Genomic DNA, 21,531 nt, shown 5'->3' on the forward strand with positions numbered 1-21,531 from the left:
AGCCAAAAGGCTCCTTTCTATGTTAAAGTTCAATAATTTTATGTGGAATGACACGACGGTAGCAAACTTGCTTACCTTGTTTGTTGTCACTGATGATTTGATGCAGCGTATTGAAAGCAACACGTCCCAACTTAATCGCGTGGACATCTACGTAGGCATCAATATCTAGTTTTGGTTTGACAGAGTCAAAGGAAATGATTTGCAACTTAATATTTTCCTCGTTGAGGTATTTAACAACCCCTTCAGCCACGGAAGTATCGGTTGTGACGATTGCTTCCAAGTCTTGTTTGAGAAATTTTTTTGAGATTTTATAAGAACTATCTTCAAGCAAGAAACCAGACACGAATCTTACTTTGTTTTCATCCAGTGGAATATTGTGTGATTTCAATGCATTTTTGTAACCTAAGTACCGGTCCTGTGATACGACCAGCTCCTTGTTACCAGCAACAAACGCGATATTCTTGTAACCTTTATTGATAAAGTAGTTTGTTGCCTCAAAACCAGCCTGAATATTATCATTATCGACGAGAGAGATAAAAGGAGAGTCAGCTTTACCCAAAATTAAGAAGGGGAAATTATGCTGGATGGCAAGTTGCACTAAAGGATCATCAGGTTTAGAATACAAGAAAATTAATCCATCAACACGTTGCCCGTAGACCATCTGCGAAATAGCTTCTAAACGTTGCGCCTCATTCTTCCCAGTAGAAATCTGGATGGCGTAGTTGTGATCAGCAGCTACTTGAGAAATCCCCCGCAATACAGTTGGGAAAAAGGGGTTTTGATAGAAAACATCTGAATCATCAGGTAAAATTAGACCAATTACCTGGGTGTAGCTACTTACTAAACTACGTGCATTTAAGTTTGGATGATAGTTGAGCTCAGTCATCGCTTTGCGGACGAGGTCTTTTGTTTTTTGGCTAATAGCAGAGCTATTTTGAATAACACGCGTCACAGTAGAGGGAGACACCCCTGCTAATTTTGCGACGTCTTTGATTGTTGCACGCATAATAATCTCCTAGTTCTCATCTCTGAATTTTGTTTTGAAAAATACCCATAATAAGCATAGTACAAAAAGGATATTTTGTAGAGTCAAAATAGTAGTAATTGGCTGGCCAAACAAACCAATTAGGCAGGCAATAATCGTCGGAAAACCTAAACAATTTAGAGAAAAATTGTAACATTCAGCGAAGCTTCTAAAATGGAAAAGGCGTGATTTTTTTGTTAAGTAAAGGAAGAAACTGGCACCTAATAGGATAAATAGTAGGTTGAATGCCAGAATAAATGAAGATACCAATGTCACACCGAGCCCAACAACTGCTTTATTGGCTTGATACCAGTTTTTTGAGATCGCAGCGCGAAGCTGCTCTTTGTTAGCAAAGTCATCTGTAGACATGCCACCATAAGTGATTTCTGCTAATACATCTTGACCTTTTCGAATGATCAGGTTACTCTCTTTGAATTGGAATGAGAAGTCTGTACTATTGCTAACAGTGTCTCCGAAAGTAACTTGCTCCCATTGTTTGGTACCAGTGTAAACGAATTTTCCTCCAGTTAATTGACTATTGGCGTGAAGGTCGGTTACTACATCATCAGATAAGGGTTGGTAAATTCCCTCAACAAAATTATCAAGTGGATAAGTCTCCAATGAAAAGGTTTGTAAGGTTGGGGGAATCACAAGGAGAGCAACTAAAAAGATTGTTGTAAATAGACGTTGCCAAAGGTTCATTAGTTTCCGATTGGCAAACATTTTTCTAGGTGTGGCAATGCTGGAAAAATATGAAAATGGATATGGTAGCATAAATTAGTCCTTTCATAGATATCATAGCCCACCCATAAAAAGGGAAAAGGGTGGGACAAGATTAACCCTTGTCGCCACCACTTGTAAGACCAGATACAAAGTTCTTTTGTAGGAAGAAGAATAGAATACTGATAGGTAGGGCAATCAGAATCGCACCTGCCGCAAAGTATGATATCTTAAGATTCTTAGGATCGCTGATGAAGGTTTGTAGACCAACGGCAACGGTATAGAATTCTTTTTCACGAAGCAAGAATTTTGATAAAATATAGTCCCCGAAAGGTCCCATGAAAGCCCAAAGTGCTTGTATCGCAATCATTGGACGAACTAAAGGCAAAACGATTTGCCATAAACGTCTGAAGTGACCAGCACCATCTAGCTTAGCAGATTCGTCTAATGAAATTGGAACTGTATCAAAATATCCTTTCATGAGCCAAGCATTCATTGGAATACCACCGCCAATATAAAGGAAGATAAGGAACCAGCTCTTGTTTAATGCATTTAGCATGAGGGCCATAACGAAGAAGGCGGTCAAGGCAGCCATCGTCGGTACCATTTGAATAATCAAGAAGAACACCAAACTTTGTTTACGAGCCATAAAGTTGTAACGGCTATATGCATAACCTGCAAGGACAACGATACTTGTTTGAACAATCATTGTAACGGTAGCAATAATCAGTGTATTCAAGTACCAAGTTCCATACAGCGTTTCATTAAACAAACCTAGGAAGTTATCAAACGTAAAATTAGTAGAACCATCCAATTTGAAGGCAACCACGTTACCAGATTTGAAGGCAGACATGACTGTAATCAAAAGCGGATAGATAATAATAATAGACAGTGCAATCAAATAGAGATAAGTTAAAATATGATTGAGTCTGCGTCTAAATGTTACAGATAGTTTCATCTTAAACATCCTCCATTTCGAATGCGTTTAGTTTCTTGAATGCAACCATTGAGATACTAATAACAATCAATGAGATAATCAAGGTAACGGCAGCGGCCATTGAGTATTGAGGGGATGTACCAGTTGTCAGTTTATAAATCCAAGAAATCAGGATATCTGTTGACCCTGCGCCACCACCGACACTACCAGGACCACCATTATTGAAGAGGTAAATGATAGAGAAGTTGTTGAAGTTGAATGTATATTGACTGATTAGAGTTGGTGCTGCGACAGCCAAGATCATTGGGAAAGTAATGTTGGTGAATTTTTGAATAGCATTAGCACCATCCATATAAGCAGCTTCGTACAAGTCATTTGGAATTGATTGTAGAATACCAAGTGTCAATACGTAGATATATGGGAAACCGAGCCATGCCTGCATCATAATCAAGGCGACTTTAGTCCAAAATGGATCAGTTTTCCAAGGGATTAAGAAATTATCAATAAATGGTAAGAATTTACTCAAGAAAGGTAATACTTGTGTATTAATGGCACCCACACTATCGTTAAACATGTTACTGAATGACAAGATAGTTACGAAGGCTGGAACCGCCCATGGAAGCAAGAAGATAACACCAAAAATACGTTTTCCTTTGATAAATGGTTGGTTTGCAATGATAGCTGTCAAGATACCGATAACAATTTGGGCAGTTGAAGCGCAAAGAGCCCAGATAATGGTCCATCCAAGTACAGAACCAAACGCTGTACGGAAAGTACTCAATTTCCAAATATTTGTAAAGTTAGTAAACCCAACCCAGTCTAACAATGCACCAGGAGGTAAATGCTTAAAGTCATAGTTTGTAAAAGCGATAAACAGTGTTACTACAACAGGGAAGATGATAGCAAACGTCATCGCAATATAAGATGGAATAATCAACAAGTAAGGGAAGCCATTTTCATAGACTCCTTTAATCATATCTTGCAAAGAAGTAGTAACTGGATGACCAGCATTCCATCGCTTAGCAGTACTGTGAGCATCTTTTAGGTTCAGTGCATAAAACGCCAAATAAACAACTGTTATAATCAAATGGAAAGAACCACGAATCAACATGAAAAGAGAGTTATCTTGGCCACGTTGACTACCTAAAGTGATGAGATTTCCGAGTTCACCAGCAGCAATTGTAATAAAGTAGATTAGAAAAGCAACCGACACCCCTAGAAAAATTAATCCCTTTGCTTTTTGTTTATTATAGATTTGCCCAAGACCTGGAATCAGGGACAAAAGGAGGGCCTTGCCTGGATTTTGTTTCATAGTCATAGTCTCCTTTGAGAATAGGAGTTAGTATATTATCCTAATTTTTATTACTAACACCCTTGAGTAAATTTAAGTAATAAAGTAGACTGGGAAGAATTCCCAGTCCAACTTTAAACTTGACTAGTTGCTGTGTTTTTGAGCAATCTCATCTTTAATAGCTTTTACAGCATCTGTTGCAGCAGTTTTAGCATCTTTAGCACCACTTGCTACTTCGAAGAGCATGTTACCAGCTGGTGTCCATACTGAACCCATTTCAGAGATGTTTGGCATTGGTTGAGCTGAAGCGAATTGGTTGATAACAGCAGTTGTCAACTCATCGTTTTTGCTTATTGCGTATTCACGAGCTTCAGTGTTAGCAGGAACTTCATTTGTAGCATCGTAAAGTGATTTTTGTTGATCTGTAGAAGTCAAGTAGTCAACAAATTTTTGAGCCAACTCTTGGTTTTTAGAACCTGTAGGGACAACCCAAGCTTTACCACCACCAAATGTTGCGTAGTTTTCGCCATTTGGAAGAGTTGGGATAGTAGCTACACCGTAGTTCACACCAGCTTCTTTATATGAAGCTGCTTTCCAAGGACCTTCGATGATTGCTGCAGCTTTACCTTCAGTGAATTGAGTATTGATCAAGTTGTTAGCAGCTGTGCTATCTTGAAGACCTTGAGGCCATTTTTCATACCAAGTTTTAGCATATTCAATCGCTTTAACAGCACCATCGTTTGCAAGACCGATGTCTTCTGGGTTAGTACCGTTATCACCGAATACGTAACCACCGTAACCTGCTAAAAGACCGTAAGTGTAGTAGAAGTTTGTCCAGTCAGCAAGGAAGGCAGTTGTTTTACCAGTTTCACCTTCAAAAGCATATTTGCTATCTTTAGCTAATTCTTCTAATTCAGCAAATGTTTTAGGTGCCGCTGAAACTAAATCTTTGTTGTAGTAAAGAACAAGTGTTTCGATAACTGCAGGTGAACCATAAACTTTACCGTCGTTTGTTACAAGAGCAGTTGTTGTATCATCAGTTTTGCTGCTGTCAGCAAGTGTCAATTCTGACAATTGACCTTCAGAACCAAGGCTACCTACGCGGTCGTATGGTGCCATCATAACGTCTGGAGCTGAACCTGATTGGTTATCTAATGACAAGTTATCCAAACCAGTCAATGCATCACCAGTCTTAACTGTAACAGTTACATCGTTTTCTTTTTCAAAAGCAGCTTTGACATCATTGATGTAAGTTTCATAACCTTGGTCAATGTAGATTGTCAACTCTTTGCTTTTGCTAGCAGTGCTAGATGAAGATGTTGAATCTGAGTTTGAGCAAGCAGCCAAAACAGCAGTTGATGCAGCTAGAAGAGCAACGCTCTTGAGAAGTGTGTGTTTCATATTTTTCCTCCAAGAATAAAAATAGTGATGATACGCCTGCTAGTTGCAAACGTTTTCCTAATGTGTCTATATTATACACCTATGCGCAGACGTTTGCAAGCATTTCTATAAAAAATTTTGAAAAAATTTTTTTAGTGCAATTTTGGGCAATTTGGGCAATTAGTTTATCAACATATATAATAGAAGAAAGTGAAATATTTCTCCAACTTTTAAATAATTAAATGAATATTGCTTGATTTGTTTAGACCTTAAGTATATAATATAACGAGAAAACGTTTGCACTATCTGTTATAGTGGGAGAATAGGGGATATAAATGAAACAACGCCAAAGTGGTGTGCTCATGCACATCTCATCATTACCGGGAAAATATGGAATTGGTTCAATGGGGCAAGCAGCTTATGATTTTGTTGATTTTTTAGTTCGCACAAAGCAACGCTATTGGCAAATTTTACCGTTGGGAACGACTAGTTATGGAGATTCTCCATATCAGTCATTTTCGGCGTTTGCTGGTAATACGCATTTTATTGATTTCGATATATTAGTCGAAAAAGGTTGGCTACAATCAGAAAATTTACAAGATATTGATTTTGGTCAGAATCCTGTAGAAGTAGATTACGCAGCAATTTTTCAAGCTCGTCGACCATTATTAGAAAAAGTAGTTGCGAATATCAAAGCGCAAGGATTGCCAGCTGAGTACGGAATTTTCTTGACGGAGAATGATTTTTGGATCCATACATTTGCTGAATATATGGCCATTAAAGAGCACTTCAATCTCAAACCCTGGACTGATTGGGAAGACCAAGGGGCTCGTTTGCGCCATCACGACACTTTGGAACACTATCGTCACTTGTTGGCAGATCGAATTGATTATCACCGCATTACACAATATTTATTCTTTTCACAATGGAAGGCTTTAAAGGCTTACGCCAATGCCAAAGGTATTGAGATTGTTGGGGATATGCCGATTTATATTGCGGCCGATTCTGCTGATATGTGGGCCAACCCTCATTTCTTTAAGATAGATGACGAGGGCAAGCCTAGTGTTGTTGCTGGATGTCCACCGGATACCTTTTCGGAAATCGGTCAGTTATGGGGTAATCCAATTTATGATTGGGAAGCGATGAAACAAGATGGCTTCACTTGGTGGGTTGCACGTTTACGAGAATCCTTCAAGTTATACGATATGGTACGTATCGACCACTTTATCGGCTTTGCCTCTTTCTGGGAAATTCCAGCAGGTGAAAAAACTGCTGTAAACGGGTACCGTGTCGAAGCACCAGGTTTTGAATTATTTGATACGATCAAACGTGAACTTGGTGATTTAAATATTATTGCTGAGGATTTGGGCTCTGTGACGGACAAGGTCATCCAATTGCGTGATACGACAGGTTTTCCTGGTATGAAAGTTTTGCAGTTTGCCTTTGACCCTGAGGGCGACAGCATTGAAATGCCACATAATCATTCGAATAATGTGGTGGCATATATAGGTACGCATGATAATGATACGATTCTTGGCTGGTATGAAAATGAAACGACTCCTGCTTCACGTGCATTCTTAGATAAGTATAGCAATCGATGTGATGATGAAACGGTCCATCACGCCCTCTTCCGCCTTCTCTTTGGATCCCCAGCCTTCATGGCTGTTGTAACCATGCAAGACCTACTTGGCTTAGACGGTTCTGCACGCATGAACTTGCCAAATACACTTGGTGGCAATTGGACATGGAGAATGACGGCGGATCAACTGACACCAGAGATTGAAGCGGAATTGCTAGACCTTACAGAAACCTATCGTCGTGTTAATGTGCATTTGGTTAATGAAAAATCAGAATAAAATGAACTCCTCTAAGTAACTGACTTAGAGGAGTCTCTGTTATCTCTGTTACGGACATAGAGCCAGTAACGAATCCAGTAGTAGGTGGTGTAGAGTAGGCAGGCTACGATAGTCCAAATGAAAAATGTATTCAGCACTTTAGCAAGACTTGGCAATAACCAGTTAATCAGTAGCGTAACTACAAAAATAATCACTCCGATATAGGTGGGTAATTTCTTCATGATTTTTCCTCCTTTGAATTTAGTATAACAAAATTATATTTGTAGTGAAATGAAATATATGATTGACAAAACAAAGATATAATGGTAAAATAATATAAGGAGGTTCATATGAAAAAACCAATTCATTTATATATTCTTGTTACTCTATCAGTTATCCAAAGTTTGTTAAGAGGATACTCAGCTTTTTTTGCAAAATATGATGAAGAATCGGCACGACAAATGTTTCAAAATTTGAACGTCACAGGACTAGATGAGACAATTTTTGATTACTTGAAAGAGTCATTTCTTTTCCAAACCAATATCATCAATAAGGGGTTAGTAGTTGTTCTTCTGTTCGCTGTGATTGCAACGATTGTGTTACTGTTTCTGAAACGAAATGAACAAGCTTCTTATACTTACTTGGGCTATCTTTTTGGAACTCTGGTGTTTTCAACCTATGCATTTATTGGTTCGAAAGGGGTGGCACAGGTTTATACCGATGCAGTCATGCGTCAAGGGGTAGAATCTCAAGCTATGCTTGGATATATTTTTCAAGTAGTGCTGTTTGCTATCTATTTTGGGATAACAATTTTCTTCCATTTGCGTAAACCAAAAGAAAAACCAAGCACAGCCGTTAATTCAACAGATATATAATTCAAAAAAGCGCAGTCGATAGATTGCGCTTTTGAGTTAAGAAATAGCTATGTAGCGTCGTATGCCTGAATAACTAATATAGCTAATCCACAGCCGACCATCAGCAGTTATAAGCTTGTCGTAGTGCACCGTGGCGCCGACATCGTAGTAGGTGATTTCAGGACTGGACAATTTCGGGGCATTTCGAATGCTGGAGCGTATTTTTACTCTATAGGTACCCGATGATGGGAGTTGGGGCAAGGAACTTGTTTGGTGGGATTGGCTCAAGGAATAAACTGGGATATAGCGCTGAACCCCTGAATAGCTGATATAACTAATCCAAAATTGCCCTTCAGCTTCTATAACCTTATCATAATATACCTTCTCACCGTTCTCATAGTATCCAACAGTCGTACTAGCCTGGGTAGCTTGAGATTTTATAGGAAGACGACTGGAAAATGTATAGACTCCAGTGGATGGAAGTTTTGGCAAGGCAGAAGAAGATAAATCCTTAAAGTGGATGTAGCCACTGACGGAGTTTCTATTAATGGTTCTGCGATTGTATTTGTACTGATAACCGTAGTTATACTCTTCAATTTCTACAATGTCTCCATATACTGCCGACACCCAAGCAACATGCATGGGCGATTCCCACCAAGCGATAGCTCCTACAGCAGGTATCATATCCACCTGATATCCCTCTTGTCTAGCGCGATGACCCCAGACATTGGCGTCACCATAGGCAGGTGGTAGTGTAAATCCGTTGACCGTACTGAGTCGAAAGGCAGAGAAAGAAGTGCACTGTCTGGTATAGAGTTTCCAAGGGTCTACGGCATTGATGGCAGTATAGGGATAATTATCCCCAAGAGTAGTGGCGGAAGCAAAAAACGACGAATGTATATGGAAATAGATGATACAAGCCGTTATCGCAAGTTGATAAATGGTCACTTTCTTTTTAAAAAGATTGTTCATGAATCCTCCTTCTAATAGATGTTGAGGTACTAATGATCCCTCTTGTAGTCATTTAGTTTATCTTTGATTACTTCGTTAACTTCGTTAACTCACTTTGCCGTACTTCAGTACAGTCTGCAGTTCGTTTCCTTGTACCAAAACAAACTAAACGACTATATCTATTTATTCGTAACGCCGAAAGCATTTACTTATAGAAATCAAGTTAAACTCCAACCAATAATTCGGCCAGAAGCTGGTATCGGAGGGGTAGAAAAAAGCCTCGGCTGGTGGCCGAAGGCTTTGATTACATTTTTTCTGGAGCTTTTACACCGAGGAGGCGAAGCGCTTCTTTAAGAACTACACCAGTTGCATAGGCCAGTGCTAGACGGCTATCACGCTCTGGGCTTTCATCTAAGATACGAGTATGTGCGTAATACTTATTGAAGGCTTGGGCTAGATTAATAGCATATTTAGCAATGAGAGATGGGTCAAATGTATCACCAGCACGTTCTACAACAGTTGAGAAGTTTTGGATATGTTTGATAATTTCCCAGCTTTCTGCGTCAGCTAGTTTGTAGTTGTTTTCTGTGCTTGGAACAAAGTTTGCTTTGCGCAAGATAGACTGGATACGGGCGTAAGCGTATTGTACATACGGACCTGTCTCACCTTCAAAGGAAATCATAGCCTCTAAATCGAAGTCGTAGCCGTTGTCACGGTCGGTTTTTAAATCGAAGAACTTAACAGCACCGACACCGACTGCATGAGCCACCTCTTCCTTGTTCTCAAGATTAGGATTTTTGGCTTCAATTTGTGAAAGGGCGCGTAAAATCGCTTCGTCAAGTGTTGGTTCGAGCAGGATGATGTTTCCTTTACGAGTAGAGAGCTTTTTCTTGTCCTTGGTAACAAGACCGAAGGTGACATGGGTCATATCGTCGCTCCAGTCAAATCCCATTTCCTTTAGAACAGCTTTCAACTGTTTGAAATGGTTGATTTGCTCTTGACCAACGACATAGATGCTTTTCACGAAGTCATAGGTGCGCTTGCGGTACATTGCTGTTGCTATATCGCGCGTAATGTAGAGGGTTGCACCGTCTGTTTTTCTGATAAGAGCAGGAGGAAGGTTGTAACTTTCAAGATCAACAATTTGAGCACCTTTAGATTCTTGAAGAAGACCTTTTTCTTCTAAGATTTGGATAGCCTCGTCCATCTTATCGTTATAGAAAGCTTCACCATTGAAGCTGTCGAAGTGGACGTCTAGTTTTTCATAGATACGGTTAAATTCAACCAAACTTTCATCACGGAACCATTGCCACAATTCCAAGGCTTCTTGGTCGCCATCTTCCAATTTTTTGAACCATTGGCGTGCTTCTTCATCCAACTCAGGTTTTTCTTCAGCTTCTGCATTGATGCGCACATAGAGTTTGAGGAGTTCTGAAATTGGGTCTGCTTCTACAGCAGTCTTGTCCCCCCACAGTTTGTAGGCAACAATCAGCATACCAAATTGTTTTCCCCAGTCACCCAAGTGGTTGATACGGATTGGGTTGAAGCCTAGTTTTCCATGAATATTGGCAAGAGCATCACCGATAACCGTTGAACGTAAGTGACCAACTGAGAATGGTTTGGCAATGTTTGGACTTGACATATCGATGGTAACATTGCGACCTTGACCGATATTGAGCTGACCATACTGGTCTTTCTTGGCAATCACATCTGTCAAGACTTGGTGGGAAATAGCATCCTTATCCAAGAAGAAGTTGACATAAGGACCAGTTGCAACAACTTTCTCAAAGCCAGTTGTATCAAGCTTTTCCACGATATCCGTTGCAATAGCCTGTGGCGCCTTTCGCTCCACTTTTGCAAGTGAGAAGGCAGGAAAAGCGATGTCTCCCATTTCTGATGATTTTGGTTTTTCTAGTAATGAATAAATCGTCTCAATGTCCAATTGAGGAAGGACAGCAGACAGTGTATCTGCTACCGTTTGTTTATGATTCATAAAAATTCCTCCAAGAGTTATTGATTCTATTTTATCATAATTCTAGGTCAATAGTTTGGAAAAATGTTATAATATTTCTATAAATATACATTTTGAGGTACAAGTATGAATAAAGTAGAAAGGCACGAATTGATTAAGTCAATGATTCGACAGGGGAAAGTTGGTCGACAAATTGATATTCAATTATGGCTAGAAGACCAAGGAATAACGGTAACCCAGACAACCCTGTCACGTGATTTGAGGGAATTGGGGGTTATCAAAGTTCATGAATCTGGAGAGTCCTTTTATGCACTAGGAGAGGATGACAGTCAAGGTCATTTTTGCCAATTATTAGCCCAGTATACGCGAAGTGTGAACCGAGCAAGTTTTATTTTAGTTTTACATTCTGAGCTCGGTGAAGCAGCTTTGATGGCTAATATTATAGATGAGGAGAAGCCAGAGACCATTTTGGGTACCGTGGCTGGAGCGGATACCTTGTTGGTCATCTGTAAAGATGAAATTTCTGCTCAGCACGTTGAGGAAGAAATAAAAAGTTTCTTATAAATAGTTAGAATGAGAGAATGTTAATGGCAACAGAAAAAATTTCTCCAGGAATGCAACAGTATCTGGATATAAAAGCACAATATCCAGATGCTTTTTTGCTTTTCCGTATGGGAGACTTTTATGAGCTATTTTATCAAGATGCGGTAGAAGCGGCACAGATTTTGGAATTGTCCTTGACCAGTCGTAATAAGAATGCGGAGAATCCGATTCCTATGGCGGGGGTACCGTATCACGCGGCACAACAGTATATCGACACACTTGTTGAATTAGGGCATAAGGTTGCTATTGCTGAGCAGATGGAGGATCCCAAGCAAGCAGTTGGGGTTGTCAAGCGGGAAGTAGTGCAGGTCATCACACCTGGAACAGTGACGGATTCCTCGAAAATGGGAGCTGACAGTAACTATTTGGTTGCGATTGACCGTCAGGGAGTGCAGTTTGCACTTTCTTATATGGATGTGTCGACAGGTCAGTTTTTTGTGACAAGTTTGGATGATTTTACAAGTCTTTGCGGTGAAATCCGCAATTTACGGGCACGTGAATTGGTCATCGGTTATGCTCTGTCAGAGGAAGAAGAGCAAGTTTTCTCTAATCAGATGAATTTACTCTTATCTTTTGAGGATGGGGTGACAGAGGATGTCCAATTGATTGATAACTCCTTGACAGACTTGGAAAAGGCTGCGGCGGGAAAACTCCTCAGCTACCTACATCGGACTCAGATGCGAGATCTGAGCCACTTGCAAAAGGTGGTCCATTATGAAATCAAGGACTATCTGCAAATGGACTATGCAACCAAGTCTAGTCTGGACCTGCTTGAAAACGGTCGGACAGGCAAGAAGCATGGTAGTTTGTACTGGTTGCTAGATGAAACTAAAACAGCCATGGGTATGCGACTATTGCGGACATGGATTGATCGTCCCTTGATTGACCTTAAGCGGATTGAGAATCGTCAGGCTGTCGTTCAGGTTTTTCTGGATTACTTCTTTGAACGGAGTGATTTGGTCGAGGCTTTAAAAGGTGTCTATGACATCGAACGTTTGGCCAGCCGGGTGTCTTTTGGAAAAATCATGCCCAAGGATCTCTTGCAGCTGTCCCAGACTTTGGGAAATATCCCAGCAATCAAGAATATCTTACAACAAATCAATGAGTCTGCTCTAGGCAATCTGGTAGCTGGATTGGACCCAATTCCAGAACTGCATGCTCTCATCAGCTCTGCTATTGACCCAGAAACTCAAGGGACCATCACAGATGGAAACATCATCCGTACGGGATTTGACGAAACGCTGGATCAGTACCGCCTGGTCATGCGTGAGGGAGCGGGTTGGATTGCGGAGATTGAGGCCAAGGAGCGTGAAGCGTCTGGTATCAACAATCTCAAGATTGATTACAACAAAAAAGACGGCTACTATTTCCATGTGACCAATTCCAATCTGGGCAATGTGCCGGACCATTTTTTCCGTAAGGCGACCTTGAAAAACTCGGAGCGCTATGGAACGGAAGAGTTGGCTAAGATTGAAGGGCAGATGTTGGAGGCGCGTGATAAGTCTGCTAATTTAGAGTACGAGATTTTCCTGCGGATTCGCCAAGAGGTTGAGAAGTATATCGGTCGCTTGCAGAAGTTGGCTCGGACTATTGCAACCATCGATGTTTTGCAGGCTTTTGCAGTTGTGGCGGAGCAGCAACATTTGGTTTGTCCACGCTTTACAGATCAAAGAGAACTGACCATTGAAAATGGTCGGCATGCGGTGGTGGAGAAGGTCATGGGCAAGCAGACCTACATTCCCAACTCTATTCATTTGAATGTTGATACACATATGCAACTGATTACTGGTCCAAACATGAGTGGTAAGTCTACTTATATGCGACAGTTGGCAGTTATTGTCATCATGGCGCAGATGGGTTCCTATGTGCCTGCGGATCAGGCTGAATTGCCGATTTTTGATGCTATTTTTACCCGTATTGGGGCGGCAGACGACTTGGTCAGCGGGCAGTCGACCTTCATGGTGGAAATGATGGAGGCCAACAAGGCGGTGCGTTTGGCGACAGATCGTTCGCTCATCCTCTTTGATGAGTTGGGGCGGGGAACGGCCACCTATGACGGTATGGCCCTGGCCCAGTCTATCATCGAGTACATCCACGACAAGATTGGAGCCAAGACTCTCTTTGCTACCCACTACCATGAGTTGACAGACCTTAGCCAGACCTTGGAACACCTAGAGAATGTCCATGTATCGACCTTGGAGAAGGACGGCCAAGTCACCTTCCTCCACAAGATTGCACAAGGCCCAGCTGACAAGTCCTACGGGATTCATGTCGCTAAGATTGCGGGAATGCCAGAGGAGTTATTGGAGCGGGCAGACAGGATTTTGAAGACGCTTGAAAATCAAGCTCCTACTGCACCAGCTAACCCAGCTGCGTCAGTAGTGGAAGAGCCGTCTGGTCAAATCGACCTCTTCGCAGACACGCCTTCTCATCCAGTCCTCGATGAACTGGCAAAACTAGACATCTACAATATGACTCCAATGGAAGTCATGATGAGGGTGGCGGAATTCAAGAAGAAACTATAAGACAATGAAAGTCAGGACAGTTGTTCTGGCTTTTTTGCCGTTTAGCTTAAGTAATCAACCATATAGCCAAAAGCCCTTGAAACCAGTAAAGAAATGGTGTTTAATAGGGACAGAAAGGAGAGAATATGAAAGTAAAACTAGATATTTCTTCAGAAATTTTAGAAGATATGGTGATAATTGAAGCCCAGTCTATGTCTGAGCAAATTACTCACTTGGTGACCTATATTCGGAATTTGGACAAGAGAACTACCAGTCTGAATGTAAAGAAAGGAGAGCAGATTTACCTTGTAGATTACGCTAGTATTGTAAGGTTATATCTGGAAGACAAAATCTTACTGGTGCAAACTCAGGAGGATTCCTTTACTTCCAATCTACGCTTGTATCAGGTCAAAGATATGCTTCCTGTACACTTTTTGCAAATTTCTCAGTCGGAAATCATCAATATTAGACAACTGGACCACCTCAAACTGACTCCAAACGGCCTGGTCAAGCTGGTCATGAAGAATGGTTCGATTACCTACTCATCCCGTCGCTATCTAAAAACCATCAAAGAAAGGTTAGGACTATGAAAAAATATATTTTATCCGCCAGTTTAGGCGTTTCAATTGGAACTATCATTTCCATCATCACTTCCAGTATTTTTGGACAGGGAACGTATCTTCCGCTCAATCCACTCTCAACCATGGGGGCTTACTATGTAGAGCATTTTAATCAGCCTACAGTCATGCTGATTTGTGTGCTTACTTGGGCGAGTATTGGTATCTTATTTCAGCTGGCAGACAAGATTTTTGAACAGGATTGGAGCCTTCTAAGAATGACAGCAACGCATTTTTGCATCACAGCTTTAGGTTTCACACCACTGGGTATTTTAGCTGGTTGGTTTCCACTCAATCTTGGCTCTCTGCTTCTCTTCTGGCTGATCTTTGTCTTGCTCTACGCTCTGCTATTTTTCCTAAATTATCGGAAAATGGAGCGGTATATCAAGGACATTAATAGTGGTTTATAGTATAATAAACACTATCTTTTAATTGGGGTGTGTTATGAAAATTATTTTGACGATTGTCTATAGTTTGGGGGTAGTGTGGAATACTCTCTATATTGCCTACAATGTCGGTAAACTTCCTTTGTTAAATTTGATTTGGCCAGCCGTGATATTAATCGCATGCGCCATCAATCTCTATTTTCTATGGAATAAAAAACAAGAGTCAGAGTAGGCTCTTGTTTTCAGGTGCTTTCAGAAAACGAACTATATCTTGTGTAAAAAAAAGAAAATTAACTTTTTATATACTAGATATTGAATTTTGTTTTGTGAAGTGCTACACTATAAGGAGTGAAATATTTGGAGGTTTGTCAGATGAGAGTACAAGAAAATGTCTTGCCAAGCATAGAATTGTTGGTATTAAAGCGTGATGGACGGAAAGTATCCTTTGAACAGGATAAGATTTTTTCGGCTCTTCGGCGGGCAAACCAAGAATTAGAACATCCTGTTTCAGAAGCAGGTTTGAAAATAGTATTAGAAGCTGTTTTGGCTGAAATTGGTCGCCGATATGAGAAAGATGTTCAAATTTACGAAATTCAAACGGTTGTTGAGCAAGAATTGTTAAAAGCTCATTTGTATGATTTGGCGGAGCTTTATATTCAATACCGAACACGTCGTGATTTTCGCCGTCATCAGGCTACCGACATCAATTTTGAGATCCATAAATTATTGAGCAAGGATCAAACCGTTGTTAATGAAAATGCTAATAAAGACGCGGATGTGTTCAATACCCAACGTGACTTGACAGCAGGAATTGTCGGCAAGTCAATCGGTCTCAAATTATTGCCAGCTCATGTGGCCAACGCCCATCAAAAAGGCGACATCCACTACCACGACTTAGATTACAGCCCTTATACACCTATGACTAACTGTTGTTTGATTGATTTCAAAGGTATGTTGGCACAAGGATTCAAGATAGGAAATGCGGATGTAGAAAGTCCGAAGTCTATCCAAACAGCTACGGCTCAGATTTCACAAATCATTGCCAATGTGGCTTCTAGTCAATATGGAGGTTGCTCAGCTGACCGTATCGATGAAGTTTTGGCTCCTTATGCGGAACTCAATTACCAAAAGCATTTGAAAGACGCCAAGGATTGGGTGTTGCCAGACAAGCAAGAAGAATATGCGCGTGCTAAAACGAAAAAAGACATCTATGACGCTATGCAGTCTTTGGAGTATGAAATCAATACCCTTTTTACTTCCAATGGACAAACACCCTTTACCTCACTCGGTTTTGGGTTAGGGACATCATGGTTTGAGAGAGAAATTCAAAAAGCGATTTTGAACATTCGTATCAAGGGTCTGGGGCGCGAAGGGCGGACAGCTATCTTTCCTAAGTTGATTTTCACCGTTAAGCGTGGATTGAACTTGGAGCCAGATTCTCCAAACTATGACATCAAGCAATTGGCGATTGAATGTGCGACCAAGCGTATGTATCCAGATATGCTTTCTTATGACAAGATTGTTGAGTTGACAGGTTCCTTCAAGGTGCCAATGGGCTGCCGCTCTTTCCTTCAAGGTTGGAAGGATGAAAATGGGCAGGATGTGACATCTGGTCGTATGAACCTCGGTGTCGTAACCGTCAACTTGCCACGAATTGCCATGGAGTCTGCAGGAGATAAGGATAAGTTCTGGGAAATCTTTGCAGAACGCATGGCCATTGCTAAGGATGCTCTGGTCTATCGTGTGGAACGAGTGAAAGAGGCAACTCCAGCCAATGCTCCAATTCTCTATCAATATGGAGCATTCGGCAAACGCTTGGCTAAGACAGATGCAGTAGATGAAGTCTTTAAAAATCGTCGAGCAACCGTATCTTTGGGGTACATTGGTTTGTATGAAGTCGCAACAGTATTTTACGGTGGCGAATGGGAGACCAACCCAGAGGCAAAAGATTTCACGGTGGATATTATCAAGAAAATGAAAGCCTTGGTTGAAGATTGGGCGGATGAATATGGTTATCATTTCTCAGTTTATTCGACACCATCTGAAAGCCTGACAGACCGCTTCTGCCGTATGGATACAGAGAAATTTGGCATCGTTAAGGACATTACGGATAAAGAGTATTACACTAATAGTTTCCACTATGATGTACGCAAAAATCCAACACCGTTTGAAAAACTGGATTTTGAGAAAATTTATCCTGCTGTAGGTGCTAGTGGTGGATTTATCCATTACTGTGAATACCCTGTACTGCAACAAAATCCAAAGGCTTTGGAAGCTGTTTGGGACTATGCCTATGACCGTGTTGGTTACTTGGGAACCAATACTCCGATTGACCATTGTTACGCCTGCGATTTTGAAGGTGATTTTGAGCCAACAGAGCGTGGTTTCAAGTGTCCAAATTGCGGGAATAGCGATCCTAAGTCGGTGGATGTTGTTAAACGAACTTGTGGATATCTAGGCAATCCGCAGGCACGTCCGATGGTAAAAGGCCGTCACAAGGAAATTTCAGCGCGTGTGAAACACATGAACGGGTCAAGTTTGTAAATCATAAATAAACAAGATAGGACTTCCACAGTTCCAGGTAGCTGTGGAAGTTTGTTATAAATGAACACAGGTTCGAAAATGAAAATGAGGTGAAAAGAATGGGAAAATATCAACTGGACGATAAGGGTAAGGCACTTATTGAGCGCTACCATGAGAAAAATTCTAACGTGAAGCAGGACAAGAAGTCTCGCGTACAAGAATTGTTAAAGCAAGCTAGAAATAAGAAAAAATAGTCATGGATTTTAAAGACATCAGCATACTTCATACCAATGACATGCATTCCTATATGGAGAATTTTCCAAAGAAGGCGCAACTAATTACGGACATTCGAGCGAGCAATGAGAAAAGAGGGATTCCAACCTTTGTTTTTGACAGCGGCGACCTCTTCTCTGGAAATATTTTCTTCAATATGTACCGAGGTGTGAAGGAAATCGAATTAATGAATAGAATTGGTTGTCATGCTATGACCTTGGGCAACCATGAATTTGACCACGGAGATGAGTTGCTTAGTCGTTTGAATGACTATGCTAAATTCCCCATTGTTTCAACCAATATTACCTATCGGAATCCCCATGAGGCTGAGGAATTGGTTCCAATTGAAGATAAGTTGGTCTTCGATATAGCTGGTCAGCCTCTCTACGTTCTTGGTTTAACGACCCTAGAGACAGAAGAAGTCGCCTCTCCATCGGAAAAAGTGGTCTTTGAAGACCACAAACAGGCCTTGAAACGAGTATTAACGGAGATAGAGGAAGATGCACACATTGTTTTGCTTAGCCACTTGGGTTATGAAGAAGACCTCCGACTGGCGAGGGAATTTCCTCAGTTGAATCTTATTTTCGGGGGTCATACCCATACGATTTTATCAGCACCGAGTCAGGTTGGAAATGTCAGTATTTTTCAAGCTGGTCAGTATGGGCGTTTTCTTGGTAATCTACTGCTTAGATGCTATGCGGATGGTAGTCACAAGGTCTTGTCCTATGACTTGGTGGAGATTGATAAACGAAAAACCGAAGACGAAGAGATTCGAAGAGTGATTGATCAGATGCAAGCAGAACGCAATGCACGCTTTGCACATCCCATTGCTCAGCTCCCAGCTCCCTTAGATGGGGAAAGGGACAGTATCCGTAACGGTCGATCAACTTTAGCCCCCCTCATTACGCAAGCCCTATTTGAACAGGCGGTTTCTTTCGGCTATCAGCCAGACGGGGCAGTTATCAATGGTTTTGGTATCCGAACATCCCTAAGTGCAGGCCCTGTTTACTATAGTGATGTCGTCAAGGTCTTGCCCTTTTCGAAGCGCGTGCTCCTAGTCAGCATACGGGGGGAGGACTTGATTTCTAGTCTCACGACAGGCCTTCATCCGCAAGTACATGGAATTCAACGTCGAGGAAATCGCTTCAGTATCAATGGCAGAGCAGTTGAGCCAGCCAAGAACTATCGGATAGTGACCAACTCTTTTGTTTGGTCGGGTAAGGACAACTACGATGAATTTCACAAAGCTATCATCATTCGTGACTTAGGACTAGATGTGGATATTCTAAGCAATTTCTTAGAAGAAAAATTTGGAAATTAAGAGGAAATTTTCATGAAAAAGATTGGAATTGCTGGCCTGGGTGGTATTTTTCAAAAAGCCTATCTACCATATTTACGAACGCTATCGGGAATTGAGTGGCATCTATTTACCCGCAACCAATCAGTTCTCGCCAAGATCGGGACTAGTTTGCCTCACAGCCAAACCTACACCACGGTTCAAGAGTTGCTTAACCTTGATTTAGATGGGGTTATGATCCATGTAGCCACAAAGGCACATATGGAAATAGCAGAGCTGTTCTTGGAAAAAGGCATCCCAGTCTATATGGACAAGCCATTGACAGAGGATGTTTACCACACAGCAACCCTTTATCAATTAGCCCAATCCAAGGGTGTTTTGCTGATGGCAGGTTTTAACCGTCGCTTCGCACCCACCATTCAAAATCTAAAAAGCAAGCCTGATAAGCGAAGAATTGTTGTAGAGAAGAATGAAGTCAATGACGTGGGAAGTCGAACGTTCAAACTATTTGACCTTTTTATTCATCCCTTGGATACAGCCCTTTATTTGCTGGATGACCAGCCACTTTCGGCTACGTATAGTTATCATCTTGAAAATGGACAGCTTAGTCAGGTTTTGGTTACCTTACAAAGTAAGCAAACTTCAGTCCTTGCCTCAATGAATCTTCAAGCAGGTAGCCGTAGAGAGATCATGGAGGTACAGACGCCTCAGGCCACTTATCAGGTAAAAAACTTAGAAGAATTGCGCATGTATACGGCCGGCCAGGAAATACTAGAAAGTTTTGGATCTTGGGATAGCACCTTGTATAAACGAGGGTTTGAAAGCATGGTGGATGCATTTTTAGATGCCTTAGTTACCAAGCAAAATCCAGTCAATCCTACATCCAGTTTGTTGAGCCACTGGATTTGCCATCAAATCGCACACGCTGAGCACCAGATAGGAGAATTACATGTCATTATCCCAACCGAAATTAACCTTGAGACGTCCGACACTGTCGGATAAAACCACGATTTTAGAAATGATTGCTGAGTTTAAGCGGGAAGAAAGTGCCATGGATGGTGGCTTCTACCAGATGGGTGAAGAGTATGAAAATTGGTTAGAGAAATTACAACTAGCTGAGGCTGGCCTGGCCTTGCCAGAGGGCTTTGTCCCTTATATCCAGTATGTTTCATTTGATGAAAGGGGCCAAGCTGTCGGTTTTCTCAATCTACGCCTACGACTCAATGACTTCCTGCTCAACAAGGGAGGCCATATTGGTTATTCTATCCGCCCTAGCCAACGGGGGAAAGGATTTGCCAAGAAGCAACTACATCAAGGCCTTCAGGAAGCTATTTCCAAAAACATTTCCCGAATTCTAGTGACCTGCTCACAAGAAAACGAAGCCAGTCGCAGAACGATTCTAGCCTGCGGAGGCATCTTAGAGGATATCCGCGAAGGGACAGAACGCTATTGGATTGATGGGAAGTAAGAAAGAAAAGCTACGAAAGCAAAATTGGAAAGGAATAAAAGTCGGTTCGGGCACCATGACTCGAGCTGACTGAAGCAACCGTATGGGGAATACCATCAGACATTCGTTTATCCTACAGAGGATGGATTTCCTTTACACTTGCTCAAGGTATCAGATATGAACAATCCCAAACCAAAAGAATGGAAAAGTGAGGAACTCAGTCAAGGACGCATTATCGACTATAAGGCTTTTAACTTTGTGGATGGTGAAGGCGTTCGCTGTTCCCTATACGTCAGCGGATGCATGTTCCATTGCGAAGGCTGCTACAATGTTGCAACCTGGTCTTTTAAGGCTGGTATTCCCTACACCCAAGAACTCGAAGACCGCATTATAGATGACTTATCTCAGCCCTACGTACAGGGATTGACCCTTCTTGGAGGAGAACCCTTTCTCAATACCGGGACGGTCTTACCCTTGGTCAAGCGCATTCGGAAAGAATTACCCAAAAAGGATATCTGGTCTTGGACAGGCTACACATGGGAAGAATTGATGCTGGAAACTCCAGACAAGTTGGAGTTGCTCTCGTATTTGGATATCCTAGTAGACGGCCGCTATGACCGAACCAAACGCAATCTCATGTTGCAGTTCCGCGGCTCATCTAACCAACGAATTATTGATGTCCAACAGTCCTTAAAAGACAGTCGTATTCATCTATGGGAAAAGCTGAAAGATAATGGATAAGAACCGTAGATCAAATTGGCGATATGAAATGAGAAGAATCAACACACAACCAGTTTCCCCCACAGATGGGAGCTGTTTTTTTTGAATAAGTGTTGGAAGGAATGAGAGATCGCATATGGTTTTTGCTAAAAAATTAAGCAAATTGTAAAAAATGGTAAAAAATCAGAAAAAATTTA

The 21,531-nt window shown here is 41.4% G+C and carries 20 protein-coding genes; 12 read left to right on the forward strand and 8 right to left on the reverse strand.

Annotated elements, in window-relative coordinates; all coding sequences use genetic code 11:
• Positions 1-22: 22 nt before the first annotated feature.
• From ACPC57_RS03465 to ACPC57_RS03485, 5 genes are all read right to left on the reverse strand, one after another.
• On the reverse strand, positions 23-1,006 hold the full coding sequence (locus tag ACPC57_RS03465; RefSeq protein WP_434065716.1) for a LacI family DNA-binding transcriptional regulator: 984 nt from the start codon (positions 1,004-1,006) through the stop codon (positions 23-25).
• 9 nt (positions 1,007-1,015) lie between these two features.
• Positions 1,016-1,726 (reverse strand): hypothetical protein, encoded by a 711-nt coding sequence (locus ACPC57_RS03470; RefSeq protein ID WP_434066305.1) that lies wholly within the window; start codon positions 1,724-1,726, stop codon positions 1,016-1,018.
• A gap of 133 nt (positions 1,727-1,859) precedes the next feature.
• Complete coding sequence (locus ACPC57_RS03475; RefSeq protein WP_434066306.1) at positions 1,860-2,702, reverse strand: sugar ABC transporter permease; 843 nt, start codon at positions 2,700-2,702, stop codon at positions 1,860-1,862.
• A 1-nt stretch (position 2,703) separates the two neighbouring features.
• Complete coding sequence (locus ACPC57_RS03480) at positions 2,704-3,999, reverse strand: ABC transporter permease subunit (RefSeq protein WP_434066307.1); 1,296 nt, start codon at positions 3,997-3,999, stop codon at positions 2,704-2,706.
• 117 nt (positions 4,000-4,116) lie between these two features.
• The gene (locus tag ACPC57_RS03485; protein WP_434066308.1) at positions 4,117-5,373 is read right to left on the reverse strand and encodes an extracellular solute-binding protein; all 1,257 of its coding nucleotides are present in this window, start codon (positions 5,371-5,373) and stop codon (positions 4,117-4,119) included.
• Positions 5,374-5,687: 314 nt separating this feature from the next.
• Here ACPC57_RS03485 and malQ point away from each other — a divergent pair, with 314 nt between their 5' ends.
• The gene (malQ, locus tag ACPC57_RS03490; protein WP_274504386.1) at positions 5,688-7,208 is read left to right on the forward strand and encodes a 4-alpha-glucanotransferase; all 1,521 of its coding nucleotides are present in this window, start codon (positions 5,688-5,690) and stop codon (positions 7,206-7,208) included.
• A gap of 11 nt (positions 7,209-7,219) precedes the next feature.
• Here malQ and ACPC57_RS03495 read toward each other — a convergent pair whose 3' ends face one another.
• Entirely contained in the window at positions 7,220-7,429 is a 210-nt protein-coding gene (locus tag ACPC57_RS03495; protein ID WP_277837606.1) for a hypothetical protein, read from the reverse strand.
• 108 nt (positions 7,430-7,537) lie between these two features.
• On the opposite strand from ACPC57_RS03495, the gene ACPC57_RS03500 reads away from it, so the two are divergent.
• A complete protein-coding gene (locus ACPC57_RS03500) occupies positions 7,538-8,062 on the forward strand; it encodes an ABC transporter permease (protein ID WP_171989255.1) in 525 nt (174 codons plus the stop codon).
• A 36-nt stretch (positions 8,063-8,098) separates the two neighbouring features.
• Here ACPC57_RS03500 and ACPC57_RS03505 read toward each other — a convergent pair whose 3' ends face one another.
• Positions 8,099-9,013, reverse strand: a complete 915-nt coding sequence (locus ACPC57_RS03505; RefSeq protein ID WP_434066309.1) for an SH3 domain-containing protein — start codon at positions 9,011-9,013, stop codon at positions 8,099-8,101.
• 283 nt (positions 9,014-9,296) lie between these two features.
• Positions 9,297-10,985 carry an arginine--tRNA ligase gene (argS, locus tag ACPC57_RS03510; RefSeq protein ID WP_434066310.1) on the reverse strand — a complete coding sequence of 563 codons (1,689 nt, stop codon included), beginning with the start codon at positions 10,983-10,985 and terminating at the stop codon, positions 9,297-9,299.
• 105 nt (positions 10,986-11,090) lie between these two features.
• Between argS and argR the strand changes: the two genes are divergently transcribed.
• The 10 genes from argR (at position 11,091) to nrdG (ending at position 21,355) form a co-directional block, all read left to right on the forward strand.
• The gene (gene argR, locus ACPC57_RS03515; protein WP_130554816.1) at positions 11,091-11,528 is read left to right on the forward strand and encodes an arginine repressor; all 438 of its coding nucleotides are present in this window, start codon (positions 11,091-11,093) and stop codon (positions 11,526-11,528) included.
• A gap of 23 nt (positions 11,529-11,551) precedes the next feature.
• On the forward strand, positions 11,552-14,092 hold the full coding sequence (gene mutS / locus ACPC57_RS03520; protein WP_434066311.1) for a DNA mismatch repair protein MutS: 2,541 nt from the start codon (positions 11,552-11,554) through the stop codon (positions 14,090-14,092).
• A 125-nt stretch (positions 14,093-14,217) separates the two neighbouring features.
• Positions 14,218-14,661 (forward strand): LytTR family DNA-binding domain-containing protein, encoded by a 444-nt coding sequence (locus ACPC57_RS03525; RefSeq protein WP_434066312.1) that lies wholly within the window; start codon positions 14,218-14,220, stop codon positions 14,659-14,661.
• Positions 14,658-15,098, forward strand: coding sequence for a DUF3021 domain-containing protein (locus ACPC57_RS03530; protein ID WP_312221582.1), 441 nt, complete (start codon positions 14,658-14,660; stop codon positions 15,096-15,098). Before ACPC57_RS03525 ends, ACPC57_RS03530 begins: the two co-directional genes overlap by 4 nt.
• Positions 15,099-15,446: 348 nt before the next feature.
• Positions 15,447-17,618, forward strand: coding sequence for an anaerobic ribonucleoside-triphosphate reductase (nrdD, locus tag ACPC57_RS03535; protein WP_434066313.1), 2,172 nt, complete (start codon positions 15,447-15,449; stop codon positions 17,616-17,618).
• A gap of 98 nt (positions 17,619-17,716) precedes the next feature.
• The gene (locus ACPC57_RS03540) at positions 17,717-17,851 is read left to right on the forward strand and encodes a hypothetical protein (protein WP_274504380.1); all 135 of its coding nucleotides are present in this window, start codon (positions 17,717-17,719) and stop codon (positions 17,849-17,851) included.
• 2 nt (positions 17,852-17,853) lie between these two features.
• A complete protein-coding gene (locus ACPC57_RS03545; RefSeq protein WP_434066314.1) occupies positions 17,854-19,191 on the forward strand; it encodes a bifunctional metallophosphatase/5'-nucleotidase in 1,338 nt (445 codons plus the stop codon).
• A 12-nt stretch (positions 19,192-19,203) separates the two neighbouring features.
• Entirely contained in the window at positions 19,204-20,169 is a 966-nt protein-coding gene (locus tag ACPC57_RS03550) for a Gfo/Idh/MocA family protein (protein WP_434066315.1), read from the forward strand.
• Complete coding sequence (locus ACPC57_RS03555; RefSeq protein ID WP_434066316.1) at positions 20,117-20,635, forward strand: GNAT family N-acetyltransferase; 519 nt, start codon at positions 20,117-20,119, stop codon at positions 20,633-20,635. Before ACPC57_RS03550 ends, ACPC57_RS03555 begins: the two co-directional genes overlap by 53 nt.
• 156 nt (positions 20,636-20,791) lie before the next feature.
• On the forward strand, positions 20,792-21,355 hold the full coding sequence (gene nrdG / locus ACPC57_RS03560; protein ID WP_434066317.1) for an anaerobic ribonucleoside-triphosphate reductase activating protein: 564 nt from the start codon (positions 20,792-20,794) through the stop codon (positions 21,353-21,355).
• Positions 21,356-21,531 lie beyond the last annotated feature (176 nt).

Source organism: Streptococcus sp. VTCC 12886 (assembly GCF_049893425.1).
Classification (GTDB): domain Bacteria; phylum Bacillota; class Bacilli; order Lactobacillales; family Streptococcaceae; genus Streptococcus; species Streptococcus suis_AA.

Coding starts and splice junctions, on each gene's coding strand:
- ACPC57_RS03465 (WP_434065716.1), bottom strand. CDS start 1,006: ATGCGTGCAACAATCAAAGACGTCGCAAAATTAGCAGGGGTGTCTCCC.
- ACPC57_RS03470 (WP_434066305.1), bottom strand. CDS start 1,726: ATGAACCTTTGGCAACGTCTATTTACAACAATCTTTTTAGTTGCTCTC.
- ACPC57_RS03475 (WP_434066306.1), bottom strand. CDS start 2,702: ATGAAACTATCTGTAACATTTAGACGCAGACTCAATCATATTTTAACT.
- ACPC57_RS03480 (WP_434066307.1), bottom strand. CDS start 3,999: ATGACTATGAAACAAAATCCAGGCAAGGCCCTCCTTTTGTCCCTGATT.
- ACPC57_RS03485 (WP_434066308.1), bottom strand. CDS start 5,373: ATGAAACACACACTTCTCAAGAGCGTTGCTCTTCTAGCTGCATCAACT.
- malQ (WP_274504386.1), top strand. CDS start 5,688: ATGAAACAACGCCAAAGTGGTGTGCTCATGCACATCTCATCATTACCG.
- ACPC57_RS03495 (WP_277837606.1), bottom strand. CDS start 7,429: ATGAAGAAATTACCCACCTATATCGGAGTGATTATTTTTGTAGTTACG.
- ACPC57_RS03500 (WP_171989255.1), top strand. CDS start 7,538: ATGAAAAAACCAATTCATTTATATATTCTTGTTACTCTATCAGTTATC.
- ACPC57_RS03505 (WP_434066309.1), bottom strand. CDS start 9,013: ATGAACAATCTTTTTAAAAAGAAAGTGACCATTTATCAACTTGCGATA.
- argS (WP_434066310.1), bottom strand. CDS start 10,985: ATGAATCATAAACAAACGGTAGCAGATACACTGTCTGCTGTCCTTCCT.
- argR (WP_130554816.1), top strand. CDS start 11,091: ATGAATAAAGTAGAAAGGCACGAATTGATTAAGTCAATGATTCGACAG.
- mutS (WP_434066311.1), top strand. CDS start 11,552: ATGGCAACAGAAAAAATTTCTCCAGGAATGCAACAGTATCTGGATATA.
- ACPC57_RS03525 (WP_434066312.1), top strand. CDS start 14,218: ATGAAAGTAAAACTAGATATTTCTTCAGAAATTTTAGAAGATATGGTG.
- ACPC57_RS03530 (WP_312221582.1), top strand. CDS start 14,658: ATGAAAAAATATATTTTATCCGCCAGTTTAGGCGTTTCAATTGGAACT.
- nrdD (WP_434066313.1), top strand. CDS start 15,447: ATGAGAGTACAAGAAAATGTCTTGCCAAGCATAGAATTGTTGGTATTA.
- ACPC57_RS03540 (WP_274504380.1), top strand. CDS start 17,717: ATGGGAAAATATCAACTGGACGATAAGGGTAAGGCACTTATTGAGCGC.
- ACPC57_RS03545 (WP_434066314.1), top strand. CDS start 17,854: ATGGATTTTAAAGACATCAGCATACTTCATACCAATGACATGCATTCC.
- ACPC57_RS03550 (WP_434066315.1), top strand. CDS start 19,204: ATGAAAAAGATTGGAATTGCTGGCCTGGGTGGTATTTTTCAAAAAGCC.
- ACPC57_RS03555 (WP_434066316.1), top strand. CDS start 20,117: ATGTCATTATCCCAACCGAAATTAACCTTGAGACGTCCGACACTGTCG.
- nrdG (WP_434066317.1), top strand. CDS start 20,792: ATGAACAATCCCAAACCAAAAGAATGGAAAAGTGAGGAACTCAGTCAA.